General features: G+C 62.3%; 22 protein-coding genes. 14 read left to right on the top strand and 8 right to left on the bottom strand.

The features are described 5' to 3' along the window. The first annotated feature begins 46 nt into the window (after positions 1-46). From FHS03_RS24140 to FHS03_RS24080, 13 genes are all read left to right on the top strand, one after another. A complete protein-coding gene (locus FHS03_RS24140; protein ID WP_183443454.1) occupies positions 47-325 on the top strand; it encodes a hypothetical protein in 279 nt (92 codons plus the stop codon). Positions 326-559: 234 nt separating this feature from the next. Then, positions 560-952, top strand: coding sequence for a hypothetical protein (locus FHS03_RS24135; protein WP_183443453.1), 393 nt, complete (start codon positions 560-562; stop codon positions 950-952). A 595-nt stretch (positions 953-1,547) separates the two neighbouring features. Next, positions 1,548-1,925, top strand: coding sequence for a GNAT family N-acetyltransferase (locus FHS03_RS24130; RefSeq protein ID WP_443094324.1), 378 nt, complete (start codon positions 1,548-1,550; stop codon positions 1,923-1,925). Between the two features lie 199 nt (positions 1,926-2,124). Then, positions 2,125-2,442, top strand: coding sequence for a hypothetical protein (locus FHS03_RS24125; RefSeq protein ID WP_183443452.1), 318 nt, complete (start codon positions 2,125-2,127; stop codon positions 2,440-2,442). 459 nt (positions 2,443-2,901) lie between these two features. Beyond that, on the top strand, positions 2,902-3,372 hold the full coding sequence (locus FHS03_RS24120) for a chemotaxis protein CheW (RefSeq protein WP_229426390.1): 471 nt from the start codon (positions 2,902-2,904) through the stop codon (positions 3,370-3,372). After that, a complete protein-coding gene (locus FHS03_RS24115) occupies positions 3,369-4,871 on the top strand; it encodes a CheR family methyltransferase (RefSeq protein ID WP_183443450.1) in 1,503 nt (500 codons plus the stop codon). The genes FHS03_RS24120 and FHS03_RS24115 overlap by 4 nt, the downstream gene beginning before the upstream one ends. 8 nt (positions 4,872-4,879) lie before the next feature. Next, positions 4,880-5,413 carry a chemotaxis protein CheW gene (locus tag FHS03_RS24110; RefSeq protein ID WP_183443449.1) on the top strand — a complete coding sequence of 178 codons (534 nt, stop codon included), beginning with the start codon at positions 4,880-4,882 and terminating at the stop codon, positions 5,411-5,413. After that, positions 5,406-7,427 carry a response regulator gene (locus FHS03_RS24105; protein ID WP_183443448.1) on the top strand — a complete coding sequence of 674 codons (2,022 nt, stop codon included), beginning with the start codon at positions 5,406-5,408 and terminating at the stop codon, positions 7,425-7,427. The genes FHS03_RS24110 and FHS03_RS24105 overlap by 8 nt, the downstream gene beginning before the upstream one ends. Next, complete coding sequence (gene cheB, locus FHS03_RS24100; protein ID WP_183443447.1) at positions 7,424-8,470, top strand: chemotaxis-specific protein-glutamate methyltransferase CheB; 1,047 nt, start codon at positions 7,424-7,426, stop codon at positions 8,468-8,470. The genes FHS03_RS24105 and cheB overlap by 4 nt, the downstream gene beginning before the upstream one ends. Then, positions 8,467-11,382 carry a response regulator gene (locus tag FHS03_RS24095; protein ID WP_183443446.1) on the top strand — a complete coding sequence of 972 codons (2,916 nt, stop codon included), beginning with the start codon at positions 8,467-8,469 and terminating at the stop codon, positions 11,380-11,382. The genes cheB and FHS03_RS24095 overlap by 4 nt, the downstream gene beginning before the upstream one ends. A 28-nt stretch (positions 11,383-11,410) precedes the next feature. Continuing rightward, positions 11,411-11,785: a response regulator gene (locus FHS03_RS24090; RefSeq protein ID WP_183443445.1), complete on the top strand. Its 375-nt coding sequence runs from the start codon at positions 11,411-11,413 to the stop codon at positions 11,783-11,785. A gap of 93 nt (positions 11,786-11,878) precedes the next feature. Then, positions 11,879-13,348, top strand: coding sequence for a CHASE3 domain-containing protein (locus tag FHS03_RS24085; RefSeq protein ID WP_183443444.1), 1,470 nt, complete (start codon positions 11,879-11,881; stop codon positions 13,346-13,348). Positions 13,349-14,211: 863 nt separating this feature from the next. Next, entirely contained in the window at positions 14,212-15,405 is a 1,194-nt protein-coding gene (locus FHS03_RS24080) for a sensor histidine kinase (protein WP_183443443.1), read from the top strand. 661 nt (positions 15,406-16,066) lie between these two features. On the opposite strand, the gene FHS03_RS24075 is transcribed toward FHS03_RS24080, so the two are convergent. The 4 genes from FHS03_RS24075 to FHS03_RS24060 form a co-directional block, all read right to left on the bottom strand. Continuing rightward, on the bottom strand, positions 16,067-16,504 hold the full coding sequence (locus FHS03_RS24075) for a universal stress protein (RefSeq protein WP_183443442.1): 438 nt from the start codon (positions 16,502-16,504) through the stop codon (positions 16,067-16,069). A 106-nt stretch (positions 16,505-16,610) separates the two neighbouring features. After that, positions 16,611-16,940 carry a hypothetical protein gene (locus tag FHS03_RS24070; protein ID WP_183443441.1) on the bottom strand — a complete coding sequence of 110 codons (330 nt, stop codon included), beginning with the start codon at positions 16,938-16,940 and terminating at the stop codon, positions 16,611-16,613. A 209-nt stretch (positions 16,941-17,149) separates the two neighbouring features. Next, a complete protein-coding gene (locus FHS03_RS24065) occupies positions 17,150-17,779 on the bottom strand; it encodes a hypothetical protein (protein WP_183443440.1) in 630 nt (209 codons plus the stop codon). A 284-nt stretch (positions 17,780-18,063) separates the two neighbouring features. After that, on the bottom strand, positions 18,064-19,134 hold the full coding sequence (locus tag FHS03_RS24060; protein ID WP_183443439.1) for an AraC family transcriptional regulator: 1,071 nt from the start codon (positions 19,132-19,134) through the stop codon (positions 18,064-18,066). A gap of 131 nt (positions 19,135-19,265) precedes the next feature. Here FHS03_RS24060 and FHS03_RS24055 point away from each other — a divergent pair, with 131 nt between their 5' ends. Beyond that, entirely contained in the window at positions 19,266-20,807 is a 1,542-nt protein-coding gene (locus tag FHS03_RS24055) for an amidohydrolase family protein (protein ID WP_183443438.1), read from the top strand. Positions 20,808-21,031: 224 nt separating this feature from the next. Here the strand turns inward: FHS03_RS24055 and FHS03_RS24050 are convergent, their stop codons facing one another. The 4 genes from FHS03_RS24050 to FHS03_RS24035 all read right to left on the bottom strand — a co-directional run bounded on the left by FHS03_RS24050 (position 21,032) and on the right by FHS03_RS24035 (position 25,155). Beyond that, a complete protein-coding gene (locus tag FHS03_RS24050) occupies positions 21,032-23,512 on the bottom strand; it encodes a heavy metal translocating P-type ATPase (protein ID WP_183443437.1) in 2,481 nt (826 codons plus the stop codon). Between the two features lie 125 nt (positions 23,513-23,637). Further along, the gene (gene fdx / locus FHS03_RS24045) at positions 23,638-23,976 is read right to left on the bottom strand and encodes an ISC system 2Fe-2S type ferredoxin (RefSeq protein WP_183443436.1); all 339 of its coding nucleotides are present in this window, start codon (positions 23,974-23,976) and stop codon (positions 23,638-23,640) included. A 158-nt stretch (positions 23,977-24,134) separates the two neighbouring features. Next, a complete protein-coding gene (locus FHS03_RS24040) occupies positions 24,135-24,632 on the bottom strand; it encodes a MerR family DNA-binding transcriptional regulator (protein WP_183443435.1) in 498 nt (165 codons plus the stop codon). A 328-nt stretch (positions 24,633-24,960) separates the two neighbouring features. Next, positions 24,961-25,155 carry a heavy-metal-associated domain-containing protein gene (locus FHS03_RS24035; protein ID WP_183443434.1) on the bottom strand — a complete coding sequence of 65 codons (195 nt, stop codon included), beginning with the start codon at positions 25,153-25,155 and terminating at the stop codon, positions 24,961-24,963. Between the last annotated feature and the right edge of the window lie 401 nt (positions 25,156-25,556).

Genomic DNA, 25,556 nt, shown 5'->3' with positions numbered 1-25,556 from the left:
ATAAATAAATTTGTGGACACAATCAATTTGCATCCCAAATTCAATCATGGCGACGCGCTGCACTCAATGGAAGACGGCGCTGGCGAGACGCTTACCCCAAGCCTTTACGTATGCAGCCTGCTACGCGGCGGCCCTTCCCGGAAAAATCGACCCCAACGCCCAGTCCGATTATGAGCAAATGCTTTTTCTACACCATGCCGACATCCTGGTGTCGGGGGATGGACGTTTCCTGCACGATGCCTTTCTAGCGCTGTGGAAGCCGCGCGGCAAGGTACTCATGACGCCCGATGAGTTCTTGATATTTGTGAACTCCCTTACCGTATAGCGACAACTGGCGGCTGCTGTACCGGCAGGTAACGTCAGCTTTGAGTCAAACCGTTCCGGCCTGACTCAAACTTAGGAGCCTCTCAAAATCCCGGCCCGGTTCACTTGCTTTTTGCATCGTGAGAAAGCGAGAGCATCGGGCACGATTTGATCCGTATAATTTAAATGCCACATTGGCGAGTTGGTGGCATTTACTTAACTGTTCTAGTTTTTCATAACCTATTTTGGAGGATTTATGGAAGCATTGGCAGGTAAAAAGCAGATGTCCTTTGGCGGTCATGGAGGTAGTTTTAGCTCCATTCAAGGTACTGGCGGCCAGCAGGTGCTGATTAAAAGTGGCTCAAAGATCGACTCGATTCAAATCGGGAATGTCAAATATGGCGGCGGCGGCGGCACCCCAACTGCCAGTTTCACATTGCCAGCTGACGGTAAGTTCTCCATTACGCGCATGTGCATAAACGGCGATGTCATCGGGTACATCCAGTTCGTGTGCGATGGCGTGACCTATCAAGCTGGTCAGGTGACTGGTGACGGCGACCTGAGTTTCGGGAGCGGCTTGCCGGTTTCTTTCGCAGGCATTGCCAGTGGTTCCATGGTCGACATGATCCTGTTTAATACCGATTTCTGATAGCGCTGCACGCGCTTGCGGCATTCTTTTCTTTCGTGGCACCCACATGGAGACTGGCCTAGCTACGCCCGGGCCAGTTTCCTTGCGCCGTGGTTGTCGCTGCGGCCAATCATCTTTGTAAATGGTGGGACATAGAGTCCCCCAAATATTCGCGACGTAAAACCTGTCCGGCATACGGGTTCATGTGGCTCAAATGCGTCATGCCAGCTGCATGGGAAGACGCTGTCTTCGACACCGAGGCTAAGGAACATGCCCACATTGACCAGTTTCGACTTGCTGGCGGGGTTACCTTCGAAAGCGGTAGTCGACTGCGCAGGCGAAAGCCGCCCATGGTCGTGGGTTCTGCACGGCGAAAGGCTTTAGGTGATAATGACCGGCGCTCAAGCGAGCGAGAGACATGCAATTGCAGGTTATCGCCTTCGAGGCGGACTCACGCCGCTATCAAGAGGCGGCGGCAAGCAGCGCTGCGATTGATATGACATGCTCATCTTGGCTTGAGGGCGACACGTTGAAGCAACCTGAGAGAACGGAAGGGGAGATTTTGAAGCAAAACGTTATTGTTGTCGGTGATCAGGCAGAGCCTGAGTTTGAGGAAATGATTGGCAAAGGCTTGGATGAGTTCAATGTGCTGAAAGCGGGCCTCAATGATCGGCGCCCCTTAAGTGTGATTGTCAGAGACCCTCATAGCAACGAGGTGCTGGGCGGGATCGTTGGAAGAACTTCTCTCGGGCTGGCATTTCTTGACTTGTTTTACCTACCGGACGCGCTGCGCGGTGCAGGATTAGGCACCCAAATGTTGCAGGCCTTCGAGGATGAAGCGTGCCAGCGTGGCTGTCGTTCCGCAGTGCTGTACACGATCAGTTTCCAGGCGCCAGGGTTTTATGAAAAAAACGGATGGGTAAGTTTTGGCGAGATCAGTTCCGCGCCAGGAATCAACCGCGTGTTCATGTCGAAGAAGCTGGCACCACACTAAACACCAGCCCGGCCGGCACCTCACGCCTTCGGCAATGTGGCCGATGGGTAGGATTGGCGGCCGCATGGAGGTGGACTGGCAATGACGAGCGACCCGAGATGGCCTTTGGTGGCGCTACACCGAAACAGAAGTCGGGCGCTTTCCCAATACCCGCTTTTTTTTTTGCGCAAAAAGAACGGGGATACGATAGGAGATCGTTATGCGCAACACTGCGACAGGCTCGGATGAGGAAAAAGCAGAAGAGGCAGCAGGTGACGTGGAATATAACCCGGACCGCTTGCTTGACACGCTGATCGAGCGCTTGGGCTTGAAGAATGACGCGGCGTTGTCGCGTGCGCTGGAAGTTGCGCCACCGGTGATCAGCAAGATCCGGCATCGCCGGCTTCCCGTCGGCGCTGCGCTATTGATCCGTATGCACGAAGTGTCGGAGTTGACCATCCGGGATCTGCGCTATCTGATGGGGGATCGCCGGAAGAAGTACCGTCTCAGTGACGTCCAAGGCAAGCCAAAGGAGTAAGGGGAATCTGTCCGTTTTTTTGGATGGCGCGGTAGCTTTTCCCTGTCGTCACGGATACTTCCATTACGAGCATTTTTGTTCTGCAAACGGCATGGGCTAAGGCCGGCGAGGGCGGTGATGTCAGTGGAGGCGAAAAACGTGCTTCCTATTCGGTCGGCTTCAAGAGGCAGTCGGGGAAAACTTTACCACGTGACGATTGGTGAGATTTTAGGCAAGAATCTTGTGCAATTATCGGATACGTTCACAGGTTGTTGTGGGTAAAAGACACAGCGCCGTTGCGGTTTCTGGTATCGATCGCTGCCATTGCAGGGTCAGGTGCAGCCTGTCCGGTGCACAAAGGTTGTCGGCAAACAGATGTTCCCCGGCGAGACGCGAGATAGGGGCTTGGCGTCAAGCATACAACGACTACAAGCACTACCGTCCAACCACCGCCCCTCTGGTCTGAAAAGCTAGGTGCTTATGGCATCACATAGCGGGTCATCGGATACTGTGCTGTTGTGCCGTAGCGGATCACGCCTGTACGCGCTGCCGCTGGCAAACGTGCGTGAAACGATGCGGGCGCTGCCGGTCGATCCCATGCCGGCCATGCCGGAGTTTCTGCTGGGATTGTCCCTGATCCGCGGCACCGCCGTGCCGGTCCTCGATTGCGCCAAGCTCGCCCGCAGCGAGACGTCGACTGCACCCTCGCGCTATGTCACCCTGGCGTTGGGGGAACGCCAGGCGGCTCTCGCGGTCGATGCCGTCCTCGGCGTGCGCACGCTGTCCACCATCGTGATGGCCGAGGCCGCTCCCTTGCTGGACGATGCAGGCCATGCGCCGGTGCAGAAAATCGCCGCGCTCGACGCCGAGTTGCTGATGGTGCTGCAAGCGGCCCGCCTGATCCCCGAGTCCTTGTGGGAGGCGGTGGCAAGCCAGGAGGAGGGGGCATGAATGCCGATCCGACAGCCGCGCAGGTCTTGCAGTTTCGTGATCTGATTGCGCAGCGGCTGGGCTTGCAGTTCGATGACACGCGCCTGGCGCAACTGGCCCGCGTCTTGAACCTGCATGCCGGCGGCAACAGCGCCGCCTACCTGTCGATGCTCGGCTCGGCCAGTAACTCGGCAGAGGCGCTGCACCGGTTGGCGGCCGACCTGACGGTGACCGAAACGTACTTCTATCGCAATGCCGAACAAATCGACGCGTTTGTGGACTTGGCCATGCCATCGTGCTGGCAGGCCCACCTGGATGGCAGCCCCGTGCGCGTGCTGTCGGCCGGTTGCGCCTCGGGGGAGGAGCCGTACACGCTGGCCATCGCGGTGCGCGAGGCGGCCGGATTGGGCGCGCACAGCCTGGCTCTGCGCGCCGTCGATGCCAACCCGGCCATGCTGGTGAAAGCGGCGCGGGCGCGGTACGCGGCCTGGTCGCTGCGGGAATTGCCACCGGAAATCCAGGCGCGCTGGTTCGTGCGCGACGGCGAGATGCAGGCATTAAAGGAGTCCGTGCGCCGCAGCGTGCGCTTCGAGCAGCGCAATCTGGCGCAGGACGACGAGGCGCTCTGGGGCGCAGGGCGTTACGATATCGTGTTCTGCCGCAATGTGCTCATGTACTTCACGCTTGAGCAGGTGAAGGCGGCGGTGGCGCGGATCGCCGCCTCGCTGGTGCCGGGTGGCTACCTGTTCTTAGGACATGCGGAAACGCTGCGCGGCGTTTCCAGCGACTTTCATCTTTGCCATAGCCACGCCACGTTCTACTACCAGCGCCGCCAGCTGGCCACCGCCGAGGAGGTGGCCCCGGCCGTGCCGCTCACCATCAGCACGCGGGCGTTGCAGGGCACGCCGCTGGACGATTTCGCCCGCTGGGGCGAGGTGATTGACCGCGCCAGCCAGCGCATTCATGCGCTGACGGCCACGCCCCTGACAGCGCCACCGGGGGAGGGTAAGCCAGCCCAACCGGATTTGCGCCATGCGCTGATGTGCTTGCACAAGGAGCAGTTCGAGCAGACGCTCACGCAGATCAATCAACTGCCGCCGGCCTATGCCGACGATCCGGACGTGCTGCTCTTGAAAGCCGTCTCGCTCAGCCAGAGCGGGGCGCTGGTGCTGGCCCAGGATGTGTGCCAGCGCCTCCTGGCGCGCGATGAGCTCAATGCTGGCGCGCACTATGTCAAGGCCTTATGCAAGGAAGAGGAAGGCGCCTGCGCCGAGGCGCTGGAATGTTACCGCAGCGCCGCCTATCTCGATCCTGGCTTTGCCTTGGCGCGCCTGCATATCGGCCTGCTGGAGCGGCGTATGGGCGACATGGCGGCGGCGCGGCATGACCTGGCCCAGGCCTTGATGCTGCTGCAGCATGAGGATCCCGCCCGCCTGCTGCTCTTTGGCGGGGGCTTCCCGCGCAGCGCCTTGATCGGCCTGTGCCAGGCGGAACTGGCCGCCTTCGGGGAGGAGGCATGATGCCCGGCGTGCCCTTGGCGGCGCACCGCAGCGCGCAAACGCTACGCGAGCAGTTCGACCGTGGGTTTGCCCTGGCCCTGGCCCCGCCGGTGGGCGGTAGCCTGAATGTGCTGATCATCCGGATCGGCAGCGAGCGCTTTGCGGTCGCGCTGCCCGATATCCAGGGACTCTATGTGGACCGCACCATTCTAGCGCTGCCCAGTCCCATGCCGGAACTCTTGGGTGTGGCCAACTTCCGGGGGCAGATCGTACCGGTCTACCAGCTGGCGTCCCTGATCGGGAAAACCGGGGCGGCCGCGCCGCGTTGGATGGTGCTGGTGCAGGAACGCGCGCCGCTGGCCTTCGCCTTTGACGCCTTCGAGGCCCATCTGTGCGCCGGCGCCCGGCAGCTCCTGGCCGGCTCCGAACGGGCGGTCGCCGAGCAGGCCTTTGATGCCGTGCACACCGAGAACGGCGTGGTGCCGCTGCTGCCGGTGCGGACGCTGGCCGGCCAGATCGCCGAACGGACGGCCGGGCCGGGACCAGGAGGGGGGCATGGCTAAGGATCCCTACCGCTATTTCCGGGTCGAGGCACGCGAACTCATCGAGCAGCTCGGCAAGGCGGTGCTGGCGCTGGAGCAGGAGGCGCCAGGTGAGGAACAGGTGGCGCGCCTGCTGCGCTGGGCGCATACTTTGAAAGGGGCGGCGCGCGTGGTGCGCCAGGGCACCATTGCCGACCTGGTGCACCGGGCCGAAGCGTTGCTTATGCCCCTGCGCGAGGACGACCGATGCCTGCAGCGCGCCACGATCGATCAACTGCTGGCCCTGTTCGATGAAGTGAGTGTGCAACTGGCGCAGCTCCCCTTGCCGGGCGAGGAGGGGCGAGGCGCCGCACCCACGCCCGCGGCCGCACCCGTATTGGCGACGGCCGATGCGCTGCCGGCCTTCGACGCGCCCCAGCGCATTGCCCGCGCCGATGTGCTGGAGGTCGATGGCTTGCTGGAAGGGCTGGGGGAGATCGGCATGGAGCTGGCGGCCATGCGGCGCGCCATCGAACAACTGGAGCTGCTGCGCGACCTGGCCTTGGCGGCCGGTGCCGGCCCACAGGGAGGCCGGGCGTTGGCTGAACGGCTGGGCGCGCTGGAACGGAGCATGGCCGCCGGCGCGGAGCGTATCGACCGCGAACTGCGCCAAACGCGGGACGCCGCCGAACGCCTGCGCCTGGTGCCGGTGGCGGGCATCGTCGGCACGCTGGAGCGCTGCGCGCGGGATGCCGCTCATGGTTGCACTAAGCAAGTGGCATTGCACGCCGATGGCGGCGACCTGCGCATCGATGGCGAGGTGCTCGATGTGGTGCTGGGCGCCTTGCTGCAGCTGGTGCGCAATGCGGTGGCGCATGGCATTGAGCCGCCAGCCGAACGCGCAGCCGCCGGCAAGCCGCCCGTTGGACGCATTACGCTCGCCGTCAGCCGGCGTGGCAATATGGTGGTGTTCCGCTGCCATGACGATGGCCGCGGCATCGATCTGGCGGCGTTGCGCCAGGTGCTGGGCCAGCGCGGCGTGCCGGTGCCGGACGACGAGGCGGCGCTGCTGGCCCGGCTCTTTGACGGCAATGTCAGCACCAGCCGCGTGGTCACGGAACACGCCGGGCGCGGCATTGGCATGGATGTGGTGCGCTCGGCCATGGGCCGGGTAGGGGGCAGGGCCACGGCCAGCACCGAGGCCGGCTGCGGCGCCACGGTGGAGTTGTGCGTGCCGCTGTCGCTGGCGGCCTTGAACGTCCTCTTGGTGGAGGACGACGCCCAAACCCTGGCGCTGCCGCTGGACGCGGTGTGCGGCGCGCTGCGGGTGCCGCCCGAGCAAGTGGTGCAAAGTGCCGAGGGCAGCGCCATCGTCTATGAGGACCAGCTGCTGCCCTTGTTGCCGCTGGCGGTGCGCGCGCGCGGACAGACGGCCCATCCGCGCCTGCCGCGCACCGTGACGGCGGTGGTGGTCCGCAGCCAGGGCGCGCGCCTGGCACTGGCGGCCGGCCGCCTGGCCGGCGTCGACAGCGTGGTGCTGCGGGCCTTGCCGCCGCTGCTGCGTGTGGAGCCGCTGGTGCTGGGCCTATACCTGGACGATACAGGCGCGCCGCGCATGGTGCTCGATCCGGAAGCATTGGGACTGTCCCTGGCGCAGCGCCGTCCCGCCGCGCCGGACGCGGCGCCAGCCTTGCCGATCCTGATCGTGGACGATTCGCTCACTACCCGCATGCTCGAGAGCAGTATCTTGGAGTCGGCCGGTTATGCGGTGGCGCTGGCCGCTTCGGCGGAAGAGGGGTTAGCGCTCCTGCGCCAGACGCGCTATGCGCTGGCCTTGGTCGATGTGGAAATGCCGGGCATGGACGGCTTTGGCCTGATCGAAATGGTGCGGGCTGATCCGCAACTGGCCGATCTGCCCGCGCTCTTGGTGACCTCGCTCGATACACCGGCGCACCGGCAGCGCGGCACTGCGGTGGGGGCTGATGGCTATATTGTCAAAAACGCGTTCGATCAGACCGCCTTTCTGGCGCAGGTCGGGGAGTTGGTGCGGCGATGAAGCGCTGGCGCGTCCTGGTGGTGGAAGATTCGCTGACGGTGCGCATGCACCTGGGCGAACTGGTGGCCAGCGACCCGGCGCTGGAATTGGTGGGGGCGGCCGAGGACGGCAAGCAGGCCATCGAACTGTGCCAGGCGCTGCGCCCGGATGTGGTGTCGCTCGACATGATGATGCCGGTGATGAGTGGGCTGGCCGCCACCGAGTACATCATGGCCTATTGCCCGACGCCCATCCTGGTGGTGTCCTCTTCGGTGAACCGCGGCGAGCTGTTCCGCACCTACGATGCCTTGGCGGCGGGGGCGCTGGATGTCATGGAAAAGCCGCAACCGGACCAAATGGGATGGGAGGCACACTATCTGGCCAAGCTGCGCCTGGTGGCGCGGATCAAGGTCGTCACCCACCTGCGTGGGCGGCGCAGCCCACCGCTGCCGGCGGCGGGCCTACCTGCGGCCGTGCCGGCCCAGCGGCTGCGCTTGGTCGCCCTGGGCGCCTCCACCGGTGGACCGCGCGCTTTGATGGAGGTGTTGGGCGCCTTGCCGGCGGATTTTCCCTTGCCCCTGTTGATCGTCGTCCATCTTGCGCCGGCCTTCGGCGCCGCTTTTGCCGACTGGCTCAACGAGCAAAGTCCGCTTCCGGTGCGCCTGGCCCGCCATGGCGAAGGTATGCCCCAGCGCGGCGTACTGCTGGCGCCGCCGGGACTGCACCTGCAAGTGCGTGGGCGGCAGCTCGTCTGCGAAGCGGGGCCGGAGCGGCTTTCTTGTCGGCCATCGGTCGATGTGCTGTTCGAGTCGCTGGCCACGGAATGCGGCCCGGCCGCGGTGGCGGTGCTCCTGACCGGCATGGGCCAGGACGGCGCGCACGGCATGCTGGCAGTGCGCGGTGCGGGTGGCATGACCATCGCGCAGGACGAGGCCAGCAGCGTGGTGTACGGCATGCCGCGCGAGGCCGTGCGTCTGGAGGCGGCGCAGCGCGTCCTGCCGCTGGGGGAGATCGGCCCGGCACTGGCCGCCTTGGCACGCCCGGGCCGATGGGAAGCGTCATGAATGCCACCGTCCTTATTGTGGACGACAGCCTGACCGTGCGGGCCGACCTGGAGGAGGCGTTTGCCGCCTGCCAGATCGCCGCCATTGGCTGCGCGACGCTGGCCGAGGCGCACGCCGTCCTGGCGCAGCAGGCGGTGGGATTGATGATTCTCGACGTGATGCTGCCGGACGGCGATGGCATCGATTGGCTGCGCACGGTGCGTCAAACTCCGCGTGGCGCCGTCCTGCCGGTGCTGATCCTGTCGAGCGAGGCCCAGGTCAGCGACCGCATCCGGGGCATGCTGACCGGCTCGAACGACTATGTCGGCAAACCCTATGACCGCGACCGGCTGGTGGCGCGCGCCATACAGCTCTTGACGGCGGGGGGCGCGGCGGCCGAGACCGCGCCGCTGGTGCTGGTGATCGACGACAGCCTGACCTACCGGGAACAGGTCAGTGAACTCCTGCGCGGCCAGCATTACCAGGTGGCGCTGGCCGCTTCCGGCGAAGAAGGCTTGCGGGCCTTGGCGCTGCGCCGGCCGGCCGCCATCGTGGTCGATGGCGTGCTGCCCGGCATTGACGGCGCGACGGTGATCCGTACGCTACGCCAGGATCCGGCCTGGCGCACGCTGCCCTGCATCCTGTTGACCGGCGCCGAGGAAGAGGGCGCCGAGTTGCGCGCCCTCGATTCGGGCGCCGACGCCTTCGTGCGCAAGGATGGCGACGCCGGTCTGCTGCTGGCGCGCCTGGCCGCTGCCTTACGCAATGCCGATGCCGCCGGCCCGGCGGTGCCGTTCTTGCGTGGTGGCCAGCGCATTCTCGCGGTGGACGACAGCCGCACTTTCCTGCACGAGCTGGCGGAGGTGCTGGGGGGCGAGGGCTACGACGTCATCCTGGCCGAGTCCGGCGAACAGGCGCTGGCGCTGATGGCGGTGCAGCAGGTGGACTGCGTGCTGCTCGACCGGATGATGCCGGGCCTGTCCGGCACCGATACCTGCCGCCGCTTGAAAAGCGACCCCGCGACCCGCGATGTGCCGTTAATCATGCTCACTGCCATGGAGGATCGCGGGGCGATGATCGAGGGCCTGGCCACCGGCGCCGACGACTATGTGCTCAAATCCGGCGAATTCGACGTGCTCAAGGCGCGCGTGCGGGCGCAGCTGCGGCGCAAGCAGTTTGAGGACGACAGCCGACGTTTGCGCGCCGAGCGGATGCACCAGGAACTGGAGGCGGCGGGTGAGCGGGCGGCGCAGACCCTGGCCGAGAGCCGCGCCGAGCTGCTGACCATGCTGGCCCAGAAGAATCGCGACTTGGAATTGGCCGTGCGTTCGCTGGAAGAGCGCCGCTGCGAGGTGGACGAAAAGAACCGCCAGCTGGAAAAGGCGAGCCGGCTTAAATCCGAATTCCTGTCGAATATGTCGCACGAATTGCGCACGCCGCTCAATTCCATCATCGGTTTCTCGGATGTGCTCAAGAACGGCATCGCCGGTACGCTTGGCCCGAAGCAGCAGACCTGCGTGAACCATATCCTGACCAGCGGGCGCCATCTGTTGGGCCTGATCAACGATATCCTGGATTTGTCCAAGGTCGAGGCAGGCCAGATGCAGCTGCTGCTTGAGCCGGTGGACATCAATATGGAGCTGCGTGCGAGCCTCGCGATCGTGCAGGACGGTGCCGCGCGGCGCGACATCGTGCTGACCTGCCATCCCGAGCCTGCCCTGGGCCAGGTGGAGTTAGACGCGCGCAAATTGCGCCAGATGCTCTATAACCTGCTCGCCAATGCCGTCAAATTCAGTCCGGATGGGGGGCAGGTCACCCTGTCGCTGCACCGTGTGCCGCGGGCCATGGTGGGTGACGCCGGTGATGGCGCCTGGCCGCATCGTGTGCTGCCGCTGCCCGAAGGGACGGAGGATGCCTTCCTGGAAGTGCGGGTGCGCGATGCCGGCATGGGGATCGCCGAGCAGGATCTATCGGAACTGTTCCAGACATTCCGCCAGCTCGATGCGTCCATCTCGCGCGAGCATGAGGGCAGCGGCCTGGGGCTGGCGCTGGTCAGCCGCCTGGCGGCCCTGCATGGCGGCACCGTGGGCGTGGCCAGTGCGCCTGACCAGGGATCGCAATTTTCCTTCTGGCTACCCGTGCGCGGGGCGGTCGATAATCCGCCTGCCGCCAAGGGCGCGCGCAAGGTCCTGGTGATCGAGGACGATGAACACGCCGCGCAGCTCTTGCGGGTGCATCTGGAGAGTATCGGTTTTGCCGTGCGCAGCGCGAGCGACGCCGCGTCGGCCCTGGCGCTGGCGTGCCAGGAAGTGCCGGACCTGATCACGCTCGACCTGTTGCTGCCAGACGCCAGCGGCTGGACCGTCCTGGAGCAGATCAAGCACCATCCGGCGTTGGCTGCGGTGCCGGTGGTGATCGTGTCCATCGTCGCCGAGGAAATGAAGGCCTGTGTCCTGGGCGCGGCCCAGCTGCTGCAAAAGCCGGTATCCCACCAGCGCCTGCGTGACGCGGTGTATGCCCTTGGCCTGGGCGCGGAGCGGGCCTTGGCGCCGACCGTCCTGATCATCGACGACGCGGTGACCACCAGCCGCCTGAGTGCGGACCTGGCGGCATTGAACTACAAGGTGCGTTGCTGCCTGGACGGCGAAGAGGCGCTGGCGGCGCTGCGGGACAGGGCGGTGGACCTGCTCATTATTGGGCTGGTGCTGCCGACCATGAGCGGCTTCGAGGTGATCAAGCGGCTGCGTTCCAGCGACGCCATGGCCCACTTGCCGATTCTCGTGCTCAGCGACAGCGCCATCAGCGAGGCCGACCGGCAGCGCGTGAGCGGGCAGGTGCACCAGATCATGGACAAAGGCAGTTTTACGCGTCAGCAATTCTTGTTTGAAGTCGGCCGCGCACTGCAGCAGGACACGGCAGGGCCGGGACGATAACGCCGGTCAGCTTGGATGGAGGGTCGTGATGGCACGGATTTTGATTGTGGAAGATACACCCGGCAATATGGTGCTCACCAGCATGCTGCTGGAGAGCAAAGGGCATACGCTATTTTGTGCCGAACGGGCTTTGCCTGGCATTGCCATTGCCCAGCAAGAAGCGCTGGACCTGATTCTGATGGATGTGCAGTTGCCGGAGGTCGATGGCTTGACGGCCATGGGTCTGCTCAAGGGCGATGCGCGAACGCGTGTCATTCCCGTGGTGGCCTTGACGGCGTACGCCATGAAAGGCGACCGTGAGCGCTTGCTGGCATCGGGCTTTGACGGTTATATCGAAAAGCCCATCGAGCCCATGGTATTCCTGGACGAAGTAGAACGCTTGTTAAGCAAAGGCGGAACATGACACAGGACAGGGCGGCGCTTGCCGACAGGTACCGTCTGCAGTCGCAGGAAGAAGGCTGGGCGGTTGTGTCGACTAACTGAAAAGGAGGGGAGCATGAACCAAAACTGGACCTTCGGTCGCAAACTGGCCTTTGGTTTTACCGTGTCGTCCACGTTCCTGATCGCCATTGGGATGGCCGCTTACTGGAGTATTTATGTGCTGATCGCGACAGCTGGTTCGGTCACGCATACGCAACGCGTGCTGGAACAGGTCAGCGGCTTGCTCAGTCAAATGAAGGACGCCGAAACAGGCCAGCGCGGTTATCTCCTGACGGGTGACCCGGTGTATCTGGAACCCTTCCAGGCCACCAGCACCGGCATTGCCACCGCAATGGCGGAGCTGCGCACGCTCACGGCCGACAATCCCAACCAGCAAAGCCGATTGAGCCAGGCCGAAGCGTTGATGGCGACCAAGTTTGCCGAGCTCAAACGTACCATCGACTTGCGCAAGGGCGGTCGTGCCGGGGAGGCGCTCAACATCGTGCTGGGGGGCGAAGGCAAGAAAACCATGGATGCGCTGCGGACGGTGTGCGAGCAGATCAGCCGCGAGGAGCGCGAATTGCTCAGCAAACGTGAGGCGGACGCTGAAGCGACATCGAGCCGGGCCAAGATCACCATCGTTGGGGGCACGGTGCTGTGTCTGCTGTTCGTGGTGGCCGCCGGCATCCTGATCACCCGTTCCCTGACCGGCAGGCTGGGGATGGCGGTGGGCCATGTGCAGAGCTCGTCGGCGGAACTGCAAGCGGCCGCTAGCCAGCAAGCGACAGGGGCGCGTGAGCAGGCCAGCGCCATGAGTGAAATCAGTACCACCATCAGCGAGCTGGGCGTGACCTCGCGCCAGATCGCCGAGAGCGCCCAGCGCGTGGCCCAGATTGCCGAGGAAACCGCGCGGGCCGCGCGCAGCGGAGAGGGGACGGTGGACAAGGGGCAGGCGTCGATTGCGGACATCCGCCGTCAGACCGACCAGGTGGTCACGCATATGCTCGACCTGGGCCGCAAATCGCAGGAAATTGGGGCGGTGCTCGACATCGTCTCGGAATTGGCGGAGCAGACCAATATCCTGGCCATCAACGCCACCATCGAGGCCAGCGGTGCCGGCGAAGCGGGGCGCCGCTTTGCCGTGGTGGCTGAAGAAATCCGTAAGCTGGCCGACCGCGTCGCAGCCTCGACGAAAGGGATTCGTGCGCAAATTGACGATGTACGGGGCGCCGTCAACACGACCGTGATGGCCACCGAAAGTGGCGCCAAAGCGGTTGATCAGGGCGCGCGGCAGTTCGCCGAGGTGGCGCTGGCGTTCAAGCAGATCGCTGATCTGGTCGGTACCACCACGGAGGCAGTGCGGGAAATTGAACTCTCGACCAAGCAGCAGGCCACGGCGGCCGACCAGGTGCGCGTCGCCGTGTCCGATGTGGCGCAATCGACGCAGGAAACCGAGACCAGTTCGACCCAGACCTTACAGACGGCAGCGCAGCTGGCAGGATTGTCGATGGATCTGCGGCGTCTGGTACATCCACAGGCAGCCTGATGCGTCATACGGGTATCTGATACGCCAGCACACATGTTTGCTGGTCATGGCCGTGCCAGTGTTTCTGGTCGGACGACGCACGACGGCTGGGTTTGCTGGAGCGTGGCGACGCCGTCCGCCCGAACTGAATCAGGGTAGTCTGGAAAGGGGCGTGTCGATATTTACCGAATACATGTGGAAATTACTCTCTCTTCGGGGCTGTTGGAAACGGCGACGGTTGCAGCTGAAATTGTGGTTGCCAGCCGCCAGCCACCTGCCGCCAGCCAGAGCACGATTGCATTGGTCTGCTGCTGGGTATTCCGATGCCAATGGATTGCCGAGATCGCACCGCTCGACATCTCAGACATCATGTTTCCCCAGTGTTGCGCTGCGCGGCCAGCGTGTTTGCCGCCCCCGCAAAGGGTTGCCGGTCAAGGCTCCTATACTGAAAGCCGTTGTCCCATGCCTGTACCGATTAGAAAGCTAAATCGCCCAGAGTACCGAAGCATGATAACTTAGGGGAGTAGGTAATGTGTTTTTCCGAGTGCGCTATGGAAAGTCATTTCAATCGGCGATGCCCAGGCATGGATGCCGTTGCGATCGATCGCATCGTTGACCTGAAAGCTTAGTCGCGGAACGTCTTATGCCTTACGCTATCTCCGTCATCTGCGAATTGACGAGAACGCGATTCGGCGTGCCCTCTTGTGGGGGGGGGCTGGCCCGACCATCGCTTTCACGATTCTCTGGCGTTAACGCGCTGTGAAGGTGGTCGCCTCTGGTGGTTCAAGGTTGGTGTGACTGCACGCGCAGCTTGCGCGACGCCCCGGATAGACGTGCATGCCACTATGTAGCGGAACCGTGCAAAACAAAGTTTGAACGCAATCATGCAACCCCGCCTCGCCGATTTTATACGCGATAATACAGAGCCAATCCTGCAGGCTTGGGAAGATTTTGCACGCACCATTGAGCCGCCCGCTTTAACGATGAGTGATGCGGAGTTACGAGCGCATGCTCACCAGATATTACTTGCCTTCGCCACAGATATTGAGACTCCCCAATCCGATGAGGGGCGCATGGTTAAATCCCTAGGATTGGGCGCGCACGGCCAAGGCGAGTCGGCCGCAGAAACGCACGCCCAAGCGCGCCTGCAGTCCGGATATACCGTCGTGCAGCTCGTGTCGGAATACCGCGCGTTGCGTTCGAGTGTTTTGTCGCTGTGGCGCTGTGATCCGGGAGGGAATGTAGCCGTGGATATGGCCGACATGACGCGATTTAATGAGGCGGTGGATCAAGCCTTGACCGAGTCGGTCGCGCGGTATGAACATCTGGTCAAGAAGTCGCAAAACATGTTCCTGGCCATCTTAGGCCACGATCTGCGCAATCCGCTTGGCACGCTCGTCGCGGGGGCCAGTTACATCATGCAGGCTGCTGATACCTCCCCGAAGTGCCTGCGGATGGCCACCCATATGTTCCAGAGTGCCAAACGGATGAGCAAATTGATTGGCGATCTGATCGACTTTACGCGTACGCACCTCGGGCCTGGTATTCCCGTGGAGACTACACCGGGCGATCTGGTCGCTGTGTGCCAGCAAGTGCTCAACGAAATCCGCACGTTTCACCCGGCGAGGTTCGTTGAGCTCCGCGCTCCACCGCAGTTGGATGCCACTTTTGATGGGGATCGCATCGCCCAGTTGCTGTCAAACCTCATCGGCAACGCACTGCAATATGGCAGCGATGTCTTCCCGGTGCGCGTTTCCATTACCAGTAGGGACGACGCTGTTTTGATTGCGGTCAACAATCGAGGGCCTGTCATCCCCTCTGATCGGATATCGGGCATTTTCGACCCCATGGTACGTGTTGGCGCCAGTGCCAGCGCCGGCTGCACTGAGCGAAACAGCCTGGGTATTGGCCTGTATATCTCGCGTGAGATTGTTCATGCGCACGGAGGACAGATTAGCGTCGCTTCAAATGCGACAGAGGGAACGACTTTTAACGTGACGATACCGCGACGGCTTCCCAAAAAGTGGGCGTTGACGGATACCATCGTAAGTCTGCCGGTTTTTCTCTCCTCCGAATGATCCATCCTTCTCGTCTACCACGCTCTTGGGCGGCGACACTTCATGGTTGACGCAATCAGGCTGCCGTTTCGATTTATCAATAACCAAGTTTATATTGGTGGAGGCAGCAAGAACGATCACGCCGCCCCATACACGCTATGCTGCTGGCCAGGATTGCATGGCCGTAATTGCTGGCGGCCCGAGTGGGGCGGTCCCTTAGACTTGGCTGAGACCGTTCTTGCGACTTTCCGCCGGTCGTTTGTCCCGTGACTGCCATACGGCCGTCGTGCGCCGGGCGGTGCGGACAGTACACGCTCAATAACATGCGCAGGAACGCGGCACTTGACGAGATAACGTCGTGCGTCTTCCTTCCCCGCGACGAAAAGGAGCGACACACCGATCTGTACGGATTCGGCCATACTGGGATTCATGCGTCGTTGCTCATTGCTTCTTGGCTTCATGCTCATCTTCCTTTCCTTGGGTATGTTGGGTGTGTGCCGCCCTGTGCCATGGCGTTGTGGCCGTGTTGAGACACTCTGCGCGCTGGGCGCGGGCATGCTAGCCTGCATGGCAGTGGCGACGGCGGGGGGGCAAGCAGCGTGGGCGGTGCATCGGCCGGCCCGCCATACAAGACGATTGAACAGGCCACGTGAAAACCAGTCCTCGGATATTGGCGCCCTCCCTAGCGAAATACCAAAACCGGAATGGCGCTATGGGTGAGTACCTTTTGGGTTTCGCTGCCCATCAAGAATCCTGTGATGCCACGCCGGCCATGCGACGCCATGGCGATCAGGTCGCATTGCCTTAGCCGGGCTTGCTCAATGATCTCCGCATAAGGGTGGTTGCTCGTCACGTGGATAGCTTCGCAAGGAACGCCTGCGGCCCAGGCAGCGTTGACGATCTCGGCAAGATAACCTTGTGCCCGGATGATGCTTGCATCATCAAAATGTTCCTTGGTCTGTGCCAGCATGCGGTAGTCGATCGAGAGGGTGTGGTATTCGGGCCTGACGAACAGTCCGGTGACGCTGGCGCCAATGCTTTTCGCGAATGCCATACCCGACTGGATTGCGCGGGACGATGCCGGCGATCCATCGGTGGGGATGAGCAGATGGGTGAACATGGTCTGGCCCCTTCATGATCGGCTTTTCTTGCCTACTTTGCCAAATGCTGTGGTCGCGCTAGGATGGTTGCCTGGGTCTGCAGATGGCGAGGATGCGGTGCGACGCTCAATGCCGCGTCGCGGGTGATCCGGTCGGATCGATCGGTAGTACGGCTTCGATGGACGCGAAGTGATCCGTGAGATAGATGGGGAGGGCGGCGGCGATGCGGCGCGCATCGCGAACGTTTCCCATGGCCGCCGGCGGAAGGGCACGGTGCAATGCACCAAGTACGCGGGCATGCCATTCCCGCTGGCTTTGTAAGCAGGATAGGCCTGCCGCGTCCATGCGCTCATCCTCCATGCGGAATTCGAATTCGATGGCCTCCGTCAGTTCAACCAGCTCCACGGCCACTTGCGCATCCGGCAGCTGCATCAATCTGGCGAGGGTATCGAACAAGGCCGCGTGCTTGTTCTCGGGGTACATGCTGATAGATGACTAGTCAATTGATACTATCATTTTATGCCGGTTATACCGCGCACGGTTTCGACAGCAGCGGGTGCGGCTTCTCTTCGCCGCCGCCGGCATTCTGGCCTTGCAGCGGTTGGCGCCGCCTCCTGGTTCTCCCTGCGGCCTTAGCGGCCGCGGTGGAAATGCACTAACCTCGGTTACTCAAGCAGGTATTGCCTGTCCGAGTCAACGAGTTGGACAGCTTGGTTGATTGCTGCCTCAATAGCGCTGCGCTCGTGATTCGACAATTTTCGCCGTCCGAAGTAGCAATACGCTCCTCCGGGGGCGTAATGCGTGGATAAAAGTCCAAAAAACTCATCGTCAATCTTTTCCACCAGCAGTTCCATGTGCGCCTCTGTGGATGTGCTCGCGCTAAGGTACATGAGACCATCCATATCGGCGATCCCGCACCAGGAAACCTCTTCCCACATCAAAGAGACACTGGGTGGAACTGTTCTCGTATCGAGGCATTCCTCCAACGTCCAATCGCCAGGATGGCTTCTGAGCTGAGGAAGCAGCGGTTCGCAGGAGACGACTTCAAAGTCATATCGATATGGATAGGCATGGGACATCGCCGCGTGGCCTGCTCGTGCTGCCACAATAAAACTCTTGGCAACCTCGGAGGGGCATTCGCTCCAACCGTTGATAGCTGTGAGCGGCGGTTTCCAAAGAAGATGGATGATCTCGCCGACGGGCAGATCCTCCGAGAAGAAGGCGTGGGTCTGTTGACCTGCTTTAGGCAAAATCGTAGACAGGCTGATTTCGGCAGAATAATCAAGTCCGGGCATTTGCGGCCAGGACTCCGGGCAACACTCTCATTTCTTGGTCTGGCTTCTCTTCGAATTATTAAAAGGGTACCCGTCAGCTTCTGGCCAACTCGGCCTCCACGTGTACCCGAGCTTCCCGCCGGCGCTGGCCGTGCAGGTGCCTGCGCTGATGGACGGCGGTAGCACATCGGCAAGATCGGCTTGGATCATGATTGGGCATCATGACAGCCTTGCCGATCTTGACCGCCCGGAAAGAGCGGACCGAGGAAGCACCGGCGGCCGGCATGCCGGGCAGCCATGGCGCGTCACCCCGGCGCCGCCGCAGGCAGGGATGCGTGCCGAAACTGCGATGGCGACATGCCCGTTACGCGTAAAAATTCCTTGTTAAAGTGCGATTTGCTGCTAAATCCCGCTTCCTGCATGACCGCGATGACCGGCATCTCTGGTGTGGCCAGCAATAATTGGCGAGCCTCTTCGATGCGCCGGTCGTTCAGGTAGACCGAGAAGCTTTGCCCATACACCTGATTGATCGCGGACGATAACTGGCGCGCCGGGACGCCCAGTTTCTTTGCCGCCTGTGCCAGGGTGATGCCGAATTCCAGCTTATGCAGGTTTTCGCTGTTGACCAGCGTTTCCCAGCGCCGGAACACGGTCTTGAGCTGTTCCTCATCGATGCCAGGGGCAATGCCCGGCAAGGCCTTTTCGCCGAACAGATACATCCATTCCAACCAATCACTGCGGCGCAAGGCCGCCAACATGGTCAAGGTATTGAGCAGCAGGAAAGCCGCGCTGGCGACGAGCAGGGACTTTGCATCCCGCAAAGCACTGCCATAGGCCATTTCAAGGGTTACGGCGAGCTCCAGGGCGAGGTTGATGAAGGCCATCAGCATCAAGCTCGTCAACCAGCGCTGCGCCGACGGGGCATGGCCGCCGAGGTGGGCAAATGCTTGGCTATCCCCCCGCATTTGCCAGGCAATGAGCAAGAAGTAGCATAAGAAGCTGGCGGGGATCGCCCAGTCGATGAAGGCGCGCCAGGACGGTACGAGGTAGAGGACGCCAAACACGAGAATGGCCAGCAGCAGGTGCGCGGCATCGCGCGGCTTTGCCTCCGGCGCCTGGCGCCTTACGCAGGAAAAGTAGGCATATAAGCCGGGGCCAAGCAGCATAGCTCCCAGCGGGCGCAATATCAGGAAGATGTGCGCTTGGCCGCTCAGGATGGCGACCAAGGCAATGCTTTGATGCCCGTAAAGCAAGTAATTTAGCGCAAGCAAGCGCTTGGGATGCGGCCGTAGGGCGGGCAGCGCAAGCAGTTGGGCTGCCAGAAGCAGGTATAAAAGGGCGTTGGCGAGTTGCAGGTGGCTGATATAGGCGCTCATGGTGCGTAGCATAAACGATATGGGAAAACTGACCTCAAACGCGTTTTCGGCGTCCTGCATCGCGTTTGATGTCGAGTTTATGCGCCGCCATGGGCAAGCTAGGGGCGTTCCCAACTACCAAGGATGTCACGATGCCCCTGTTTTCATTGCGCCCAAATCCATGTCCAAACAAACAATTTCGCCAACTCCTGGGTGTGGGCTTCGGCGCCCTCATGGCGTGCGCGGCGGCGCAAGCGGATTCCTTGTTAATCAGAAACGCCCGGATTATCAGTGGCGACCATCCCCAGGTCCAGGCGCCGCAAGACGTCTTGATTAACCAGGGGCGCATCCAGGCCATAGGCAGGCAATTGGGCAGCGCCGACCGGGAGCTCGACGCGCATGGCCAATACCTGATACCTGGACTGATCGATACCCATGTGCACCTCGATGGTGTCCCCGGTTATGCCGGCTCCCATCCGGAAGACGAGCCGATGCTGCGTGAGGCCAGGGTGCAGATACCGCGCAGCTATGCGTATTTCGGTTTCACGACGGTGCTCGACCTGACCGGCGACGCTGGCTTTATTGCCAAATGGAATGCCCAGGCGCTGGCGCCGAAAGCCTATTTCTGTGCGCCCGTGACCATTCCCAACGGCTATCCGCTTGCCTGGCTGGACAAGAACGCGCAGTTCCAGGCCGCCGCGAGCAGGTATATGCTGTTCGACCCTGCGCAAGCGGACGTCTATCCGGACGGATTCCCGCGCCAAGCCCACACCCCCGCCGCCGTTGTGGTACAGGCCCGGCGGGATGGGGCGCGCTGCATCAAGGTGTTCCATGAGACCGGATTTGGCCGGCAAAGGAATCTGCCCACCCCGTCGCTGGCCCTGATCCGCGCTGTCGTGGCGCAGGCGCATCAGTTGGGCTTGCCGGTCTACCTTCACGGGAATTCCCAGGCTTCCTATGAATTTGCGCTGCAGGCCGGGGTCGATACCCTGGTCCACGGCATGTGGCATGAAAACAAGGGTGGCAACCAATCGGCCGCTCAGGGCGGGTGGGCGCGCATGGCGAGGGAGATCCTCAAAGCCGGCATTGCGGTCCAGCCAACGGTACAGGTGCTCTATGGCGAGCAGGAAGAACTCAATCCAGATTTCTTCAACGATCCCAAAGTCGTCCATGCCATACCGCAGTCGCTGGCACGCTGGTATCAGGGGGCGGCGGGACAATGGATGCGCAAGGTGCTGGCCGAAGGGATTGAAGGCGGGGCAAAAAATCCCGCTGAACAGTATGAAACCATGAAAGCCGCTTACCAACGGCCGCTGGGCACCGTACGCCAGATGACGCGGCAATTGCTGCAAGCAGGTGTGCCGTTGCGCTTTGGCAGCGATACGCTGAGCGGTCCTTTCTATACGCAATTTCCTGGCGTGAACGGCCGCTGGGAGATGGATCGCTGGCTGGAAATGGGAATCAGCTTGCCACGCCTGTTCACGGCATTGACGATTGAGAACGCGCGCGCCCTCGGCCTGGAACGAACGATTGGAAGCGTGCAAGTGGGGGCGCAAGCGGATTTGCTGCTGCTCGAACAGAATCCCCTTCAGAGTGTCGCGGCGTATGACACGATCGTGCTGCTTATTCTGAACGGTAAAGCCGTCGATCGGCAGGAACTTTCCGCGCGAGGGAGTAAGGGCGCGGCGCAATGACCGCGCTGAGCAGCGCACAGTTATTGTAAGCGTCGAGCCGGTACCGTCTGGACGCGGTATTTTCACCCTGCCATGATGTGCTCACCCTGACAGGCCGGCGGCCGGTAGCGAGACGGAGGCACCCCGGCAGTTGCGGTGTGCCTGGACATGCTTGCGCAGCAGTAGAGCGTTGTGCCATCCATTGTAGACTTCTATCGGCAGCTTGCACCCGGTCGGCGGCAGCGCTACTGGCCTGGCGCGGCGAAGCGGCGCAAACGAAGCGCGTTGCCAAGCACGAACACACTGGACATGGCCATGGCGCCGGCGGCGAATATTGGCGAGAGCAACATGCCCCATGTTGGGTACAAGGCGCCCGCCGCCACCGGAATGAGGGCGGTGTTATAGGCAAACGCCCAGAACAGGTTTTGCCGGATATTGCCGATCGTCGCCTTGGACAAGGCGATCGCATTCGATACGCCCTGCAGGTTACCGGACATCAGGACCACGTCGGCGGACTCGACCGCTACATCGGTGCCGGTGCCAATGGCCAGGCCGACGTCGGCTTCGGCCAGGGCCGGCGCGTCGTTGATGCCGTCGCCGACGAACGCAATGGCGCTGTGGGCCGCGCGCAAACGCTGTACGGCCGCCACCTTGCCGTCGGGGAGAACCTCGGCTATCACTTCGTCGATGCCCAGTTCGCGCGCGATCGCATTGGCGGTACGCGCATTGTCGCCAGTGATCATGGCCACTTTAAGGCCCAGGGCATGCAGTGCCTTGATCGCCTGCGGCGAGGTCGGCTTGATGGGATCGGACACGGCGATGATTCCCGCTATCTTGCCGTCGATGGCCGCATACAGCGGCGTCTTGCCTTCATTGCCCAGCCGCGCGGCCATGGCGGCAAAGCCATCAATACTGACACCCAACTGGCGCATATAGCGATCCGCCCCCACATCCACGCGCTTGCCGCCGGCCATCGCATACACCCCCATGCCGGTCACCGAGGCAAACTCGGTCAACGGCGGCAGGGCCAGGCCGGCCTGCTGCGCGGCATCGACGACGGCGCGGGCAATGGGATGCTCCGAGCGCGACTCGACCGCCGCAACCAGCGCCAGTAGGGCGTCGCGCGTGAAGCCTTCGGCAACCTCCAGATCGGTCAGCACCGGGCGCCCTTCGGTCAGGGTGCCGGTTTTGTCGACCGCGACGACACGTGCGTCCTTGAGCAATTGGAGTGCTTCCCCTTTGCGGAACAAGACGCCCAGCTCGGCACCGCGGCCGGTGCCGACCATGATCGAGGTCGGTGTCGCCAAGCCCATGGCGCAAGGGCAGGCGATGATCAGCACGGCCACCGCGTTCACGAGCGCAAAGCTCAAGGCGGGGGAGGGGCCAAAGAGTAGCCAGAGCAGGAAAGTGAGGGCGGCGGCGAACATCACGGCGGGCACAAACCACAGCGTGACCTTGTCGACGACGGCCTGGATCGGCAACTTTGATCCCTGCGCCTGCTCGACCATGCGGATGATCTGCGCGAGCATGGTCTGGCTGCCGACTGCCGTGGCGCGTAGCCGGAGGGCGCCATGCTGGTTGACGGTGCCGCCGACGAGCGCACTGCCTACCGATTTTTCGACGGGAACCGGCTCACCGGTGATCATGGACTCGTCCACGAAGCTGTGGCCTTCGCTGACCTCGCCATCGACCGGAATCCGTTCGCCGGGACGCACTTCCACGATGTCCCCCAGCGCCACCTCGCTAATGGGAATGTCCTCGACGAGTTCGCCACGCACCAGGTGGGCCACCTTCGCCTGCAGTCCGACCAGGCGCTGGATGGCTTCCGAGGTGCGGCCCTTGGCCTTGGCTTCCAGAAAACGCCCCAGCAGGATCAGTGCAACAATGACCGCGGCGGCCTCGTAGTAGACATTGACAGTTCCCTCCGGCAGCAGCTGGGGCAGGAAGGTGGCGACGACCGAGTAACTGTAGGCGGCGGCCGTGCCCACCGCGACCAGGGAGTTCATGTCCGGACCCAGGCGCAGCAGCGCCGGCAGGCCTTTTTGATAGAAGCGCCTGCCGGGAATGGCCAACACCAGGGTGGTCAGGATAAACTGCATGGTCCAGCTGGCCTGCATGCCGATGCTCGCCATGACCCACGTATGCACGGCGGGAATGAGGTGGGAGCCCATCTCCACAGCGAATACAGGCAGGGCGAGCAGGGTGGCGATCATGAGATCACGTTTGAGTGCGGCACGTTCGGCATCCTTCTTTTCCGCCGTTGCGCCACCATCGGCAACCGCACCGCCCACTTCCTTGGCAACATAGCCGGCCGCCCCGATGGCGGCAATGAGCGCCGTGGCATCGGCCGTGCCGCGGATGGTCGCGCGTTCCGTCGCGAGGTTGACCGCCGTTTCGCGCACGCCCGGAACGGCCTGTAAGGCCCGCTCCACCCGCCCCACGCAAGATGCGCAAGTCATGCCCTCGACGGCCAATTCGGTGGCGGCGGCGGGCACGGAATAGCCGACTGTTTCGATGGCTTCGATGAGCGCCATGCGGTCCACCTGGCCGACCGGGCGGATATTGGCGCGCTCGGTGGCCAGATTGACCGAGACACTGCCTACGCCGGCCACTTTGGCCAAGGCCGCTTCAACGCGGCCGACGCAGCTGGCGCATGTCATGCCGTCCACCGGCAAAGTTATGGGCGCTGACGCTGCGTCAGCGATCTTCACGCTTGGTGCGTTCATATTGACTCTCTTCTTCGATGGGACAAGGACACAGCGTGCACCTTCCCTGGGTGGGAAGGTCAAACGCTTTTTTTCCCGCGCGCGTTGCTCGCAAACAGCGGCGAACGGGCGCCAGCGGTGGCAAGCTAACCTTGTTCCTTGGCGTGGTTGATGGAGTATTTCGGGATCTCGATCAGCAGTGCTTCCATGCCGATCACCGCCTGGCACGACAGGCGTGACTGCGCATCGATCCCCCATGCGCGGTCGAGCATGTCTTCCTCCGCGCTGCTGGTGGGATTGAGCGACGCGAAGCCTTCTCTGACGACGAGGTGACAGGTGGTGCAGGCGCCTACCTTGCCGCACGCATGGTCCATCTCCACGCCATGCTCGAGTAGCGCATCGCAGATCGAGGTTCCCGGCGAGGCCGCGAATGTGTGTCCTTCGGGGCAATAGTCTGGATGGGGTAATACAGTGATATTGGTCATGTCTTTTCTCTCGAAGCAAAAAAAGGGCGCGGCAGTGGGATGTGTTCGGTGATTGCCCCTTGATGTGCCGGCCCCATCGTTGGTCGCGTGAGGGGACGAGCGTCGCCTCACGCACTGGCGAGCTGCGGCCCGCCGGTCGCTATGGCCGCGTCTGACGTTCAGGGCAGGTCCGGCCACATTCTCAGGAAGGCCATGAAGGTCGGTAAATTCGGCCCAAGCTCCGCGTGGGATCCGGCGCTGCAGCATGCCGGGCGAGCAGCCCCCTGCGGGTGGTGTTTCTTGTCCCCCTGGATGCCGCTCTCGACGGTGAGATTGGATACGCAGTGCTCAATGAGGATGTGCAAGGCGTTCTTCAATTGCGCCATATCGCGTGCTTTTTCCTCCAGCTTGGCGAGGTATTGTTCGGCGTGGCACCGTCCGACAGCGCCATGAACAGAACGGTCGGCTTTCAATGCAACCAAGATGCCGATGTCATGGGTATGAAAGCCCAGATTCAAGGCGGCCCGGATGAGCCGCAGATTGTCGACATGGTGTTGGCAATAGGTCCGATAGCCGGACTGCGTGCGCCGGACGGTGGGGATCAGACCGATCAGCTCGTAGTGCCGGATCATTTTGGCGGACACGCCCGATGTTTTGGCGACGCTGCTGATGTTCATGCTGACGAGTTCCTTTCAAAGATCTAATGGACGGCAGGCTGGCTCGGCTGGTCGCACCGTCGCGGGGAGGCGATGGTTCGGCGCCGCGCGATGGATATTGCTTGCATCGCGGGCGGCCACACAGCCGGTCCGCCGCCACTGCGTCGATAGGCGCGACGACAGCGCGGCGGGTGGCAGGGCAAACAGGTTCGACAATGTGGTCGATCACCACGTCGGCCAGGGACGCCTCGGAACGCCTTACCCTATTGCCGACGGCCGATCGTGGGCGGGGCCATGGCACCGTGCGGGCATGGCCTCTCTTCGCATGTCGAATGCGATGATCGCTGGCTTACGCTTCTTCCGCCGGGAAGAGGTTCGCGCGCAGGGCCGCCTCGATGTCTTCTCGCGCCGACGAACTCTCCACGGTCACCAGACGGTTTGGTGGATCGGTAACGACCTTCGCGTTCGGATCGACCGCGAGAATGGCCTGGGTGACGCTGCGCGCGCAGCCGCCACAAGTCATGTTGGGAATGGTGAACTTCATGGTGAATCTCCTTTTTGGGATACGGTCAATCCAGTCTGGGGATTCTTATAGTGGGAAGGTCAAGCGATTTTTTTGATTGGTCGGCAGCAGGAAAATCCAGGCTAAAGCAGTTCCGGCTACCGCCCGAACTGGCGCTGGCCGTGTCGCCATGCGCGATGGCTGCGCGATGGCTGCCGGATGCTGGCGCGCTATTCAGCTTCCTTCCGTATTACAAGTGATCTTGCGGGTTGTTGGTCGTTATGGCATTGTCTTAATTGCATTATGTTATATGCATTATTGGTGTTGGTGCCATTTAGTCTATCGCCTTAGCGGCCCGTCGCCGTTGCGTTTCCAGCACCTTGTAGCAGGTAGGTTTTTAAACTTTTATCCTGATCAGCTTGGAGGACAGAATCTTGATAGAT

It is taken from the genome of Pseudoduganella violacea (assembly GCF_014191875.1).
Taxonomy (GTDB): Bacteria; Pseudomonadota; Gammaproteobacteria; order Burkholderiales; family Burkholderiaceae_D; genus Rugamonas; species Rugamonas violacea_A.
This window is presented reverse-complemented; position numbering and strand designations above follow the sequence as displayed.

Coding starts and splice junctions, on each gene's coding strand:
- FHS03_RS24140 (WP_183443454.1), top strand. CDS start 47: ATGGCGACGCGCTGCACTCAATGGAAGACGGCGCTGGCGAGACGCTTA.
- FHS03_RS24135 (WP_183443453.1), top strand. CDS start 560: ATGGAAGCATTGGCAGGTAAAAAGCAGATGTCCTTTGGCGGTCATGGA.
- FHS03_RS24130 (WP_443094324.1), top strand. CDS start 1,548: ATGATTGGCAAAGGCTTGGATGAGTTCAATGTGCTGAAAGCGGGCCTC.
- FHS03_RS24125 (WP_183443452.1), top strand. CDS start 2,125: ATGCGCAACACTGCGACAGGCTCGGATGAGGAAAAAGCAGAAGAGGCA.
- FHS03_RS24120 (WP_229426390.1), top strand. CDS start 2,902: ATGGCATCACATAGCGGGTCATCGGATACTGTGCTGTTGTGCCGTAGC.
- FHS03_RS24115 (WP_183443450.1), top strand. CDS start 3,369: ATGAATGCCGATCCGACAGCCGCGCAGGTCTTGCAGTTTCGTGATCTG.
- FHS03_RS24105 (WP_183443448.1), top strand. CDS start 5,406: ATGGCTAAGGATCCCTACCGCTATTTCCGGGTCGAGGCACGCGAACTC.
- cheB (WP_183443447.1), top strand. CDS start 7,424: ATGAAGCGCTGGCGCGTCCTGGTGGTGGAAGATTCGCTGACGGTGCGC.
- FHS03_RS24095 (WP_183443446.1), top strand. CDS start 8,467: ATGAATGCCACCGTCCTTATTGTGGACGACAGCCTGACCGTGCGGGCC.
- FHS03_RS24090 (WP_183443445.1), top strand. CDS start 11,411: ATGGCACGGATTTTGATTGTGGAAGATACACCCGGCAATATGGTGCTC.
- FHS03_RS24085 (WP_183443444.1), top strand. CDS start 11,879: ATGAACCAAAACTGGACCTTCGGTCGCAAACTGGCCTTTGGTTTTACC.
- FHS03_RS24080 (WP_183443443.1), top strand. CDS start 14,212: ATGCAACCCCGCCTCGCCGATTTTATACGCGATAATACAGAGCCAATC.
- FHS03_RS24075 (WP_183443442.1), bottom strand. CDS start 16,504: ATGTTCACCCATCTGCTCATCCCCACCGATGGATCGCCGGCATCGTCC.
- FHS03_RS24065 (WP_183443440.1), bottom strand. CDS start 17,779: ATGCCCGGACTTGATTATTCTGCCGAAATCAGCCTGTCTACGATTTTG.
- FHS03_RS24060 (WP_183443439.1), bottom strand. CDS start 19,134: ATGAGCGCCTATATCAGCCACCTGCAACTCGCCAACGCCCTTTTATAC.
- FHS03_RS24055 (WP_183443438.1), top strand. CDS start 19,266: ATGCCCCTGTTTTCATTGCGCCCAAATCCATGTCCAAACAAACAATTT.
- FHS03_RS24050 (WP_183443437.1), bottom strand. CDS start 23,512: ATGAACGCACCAAGCGTGAAGATCGCTGACGCAGCGTCAGCGCCCATA.
- fdx (WP_183443436.1), bottom strand. CDS start 23,976: ATGACCAATATCACTGTATTACCCCATCCAGACTATTGCCCCGAAGGA.
- FHS03_RS24040 (WP_183443435.1), bottom strand. CDS start 24,632: ATGAACATCAGCAGCGTCGCCAAAACATCGGGCGTGTCCGCCAAAATG.
- FHS03_RS24035 (WP_183443434.1), bottom strand. CDS start 25,155: ATGAAGTTCACCATTCCCAACATGACTTGTGGCGGCTGCGCGCGCAGC.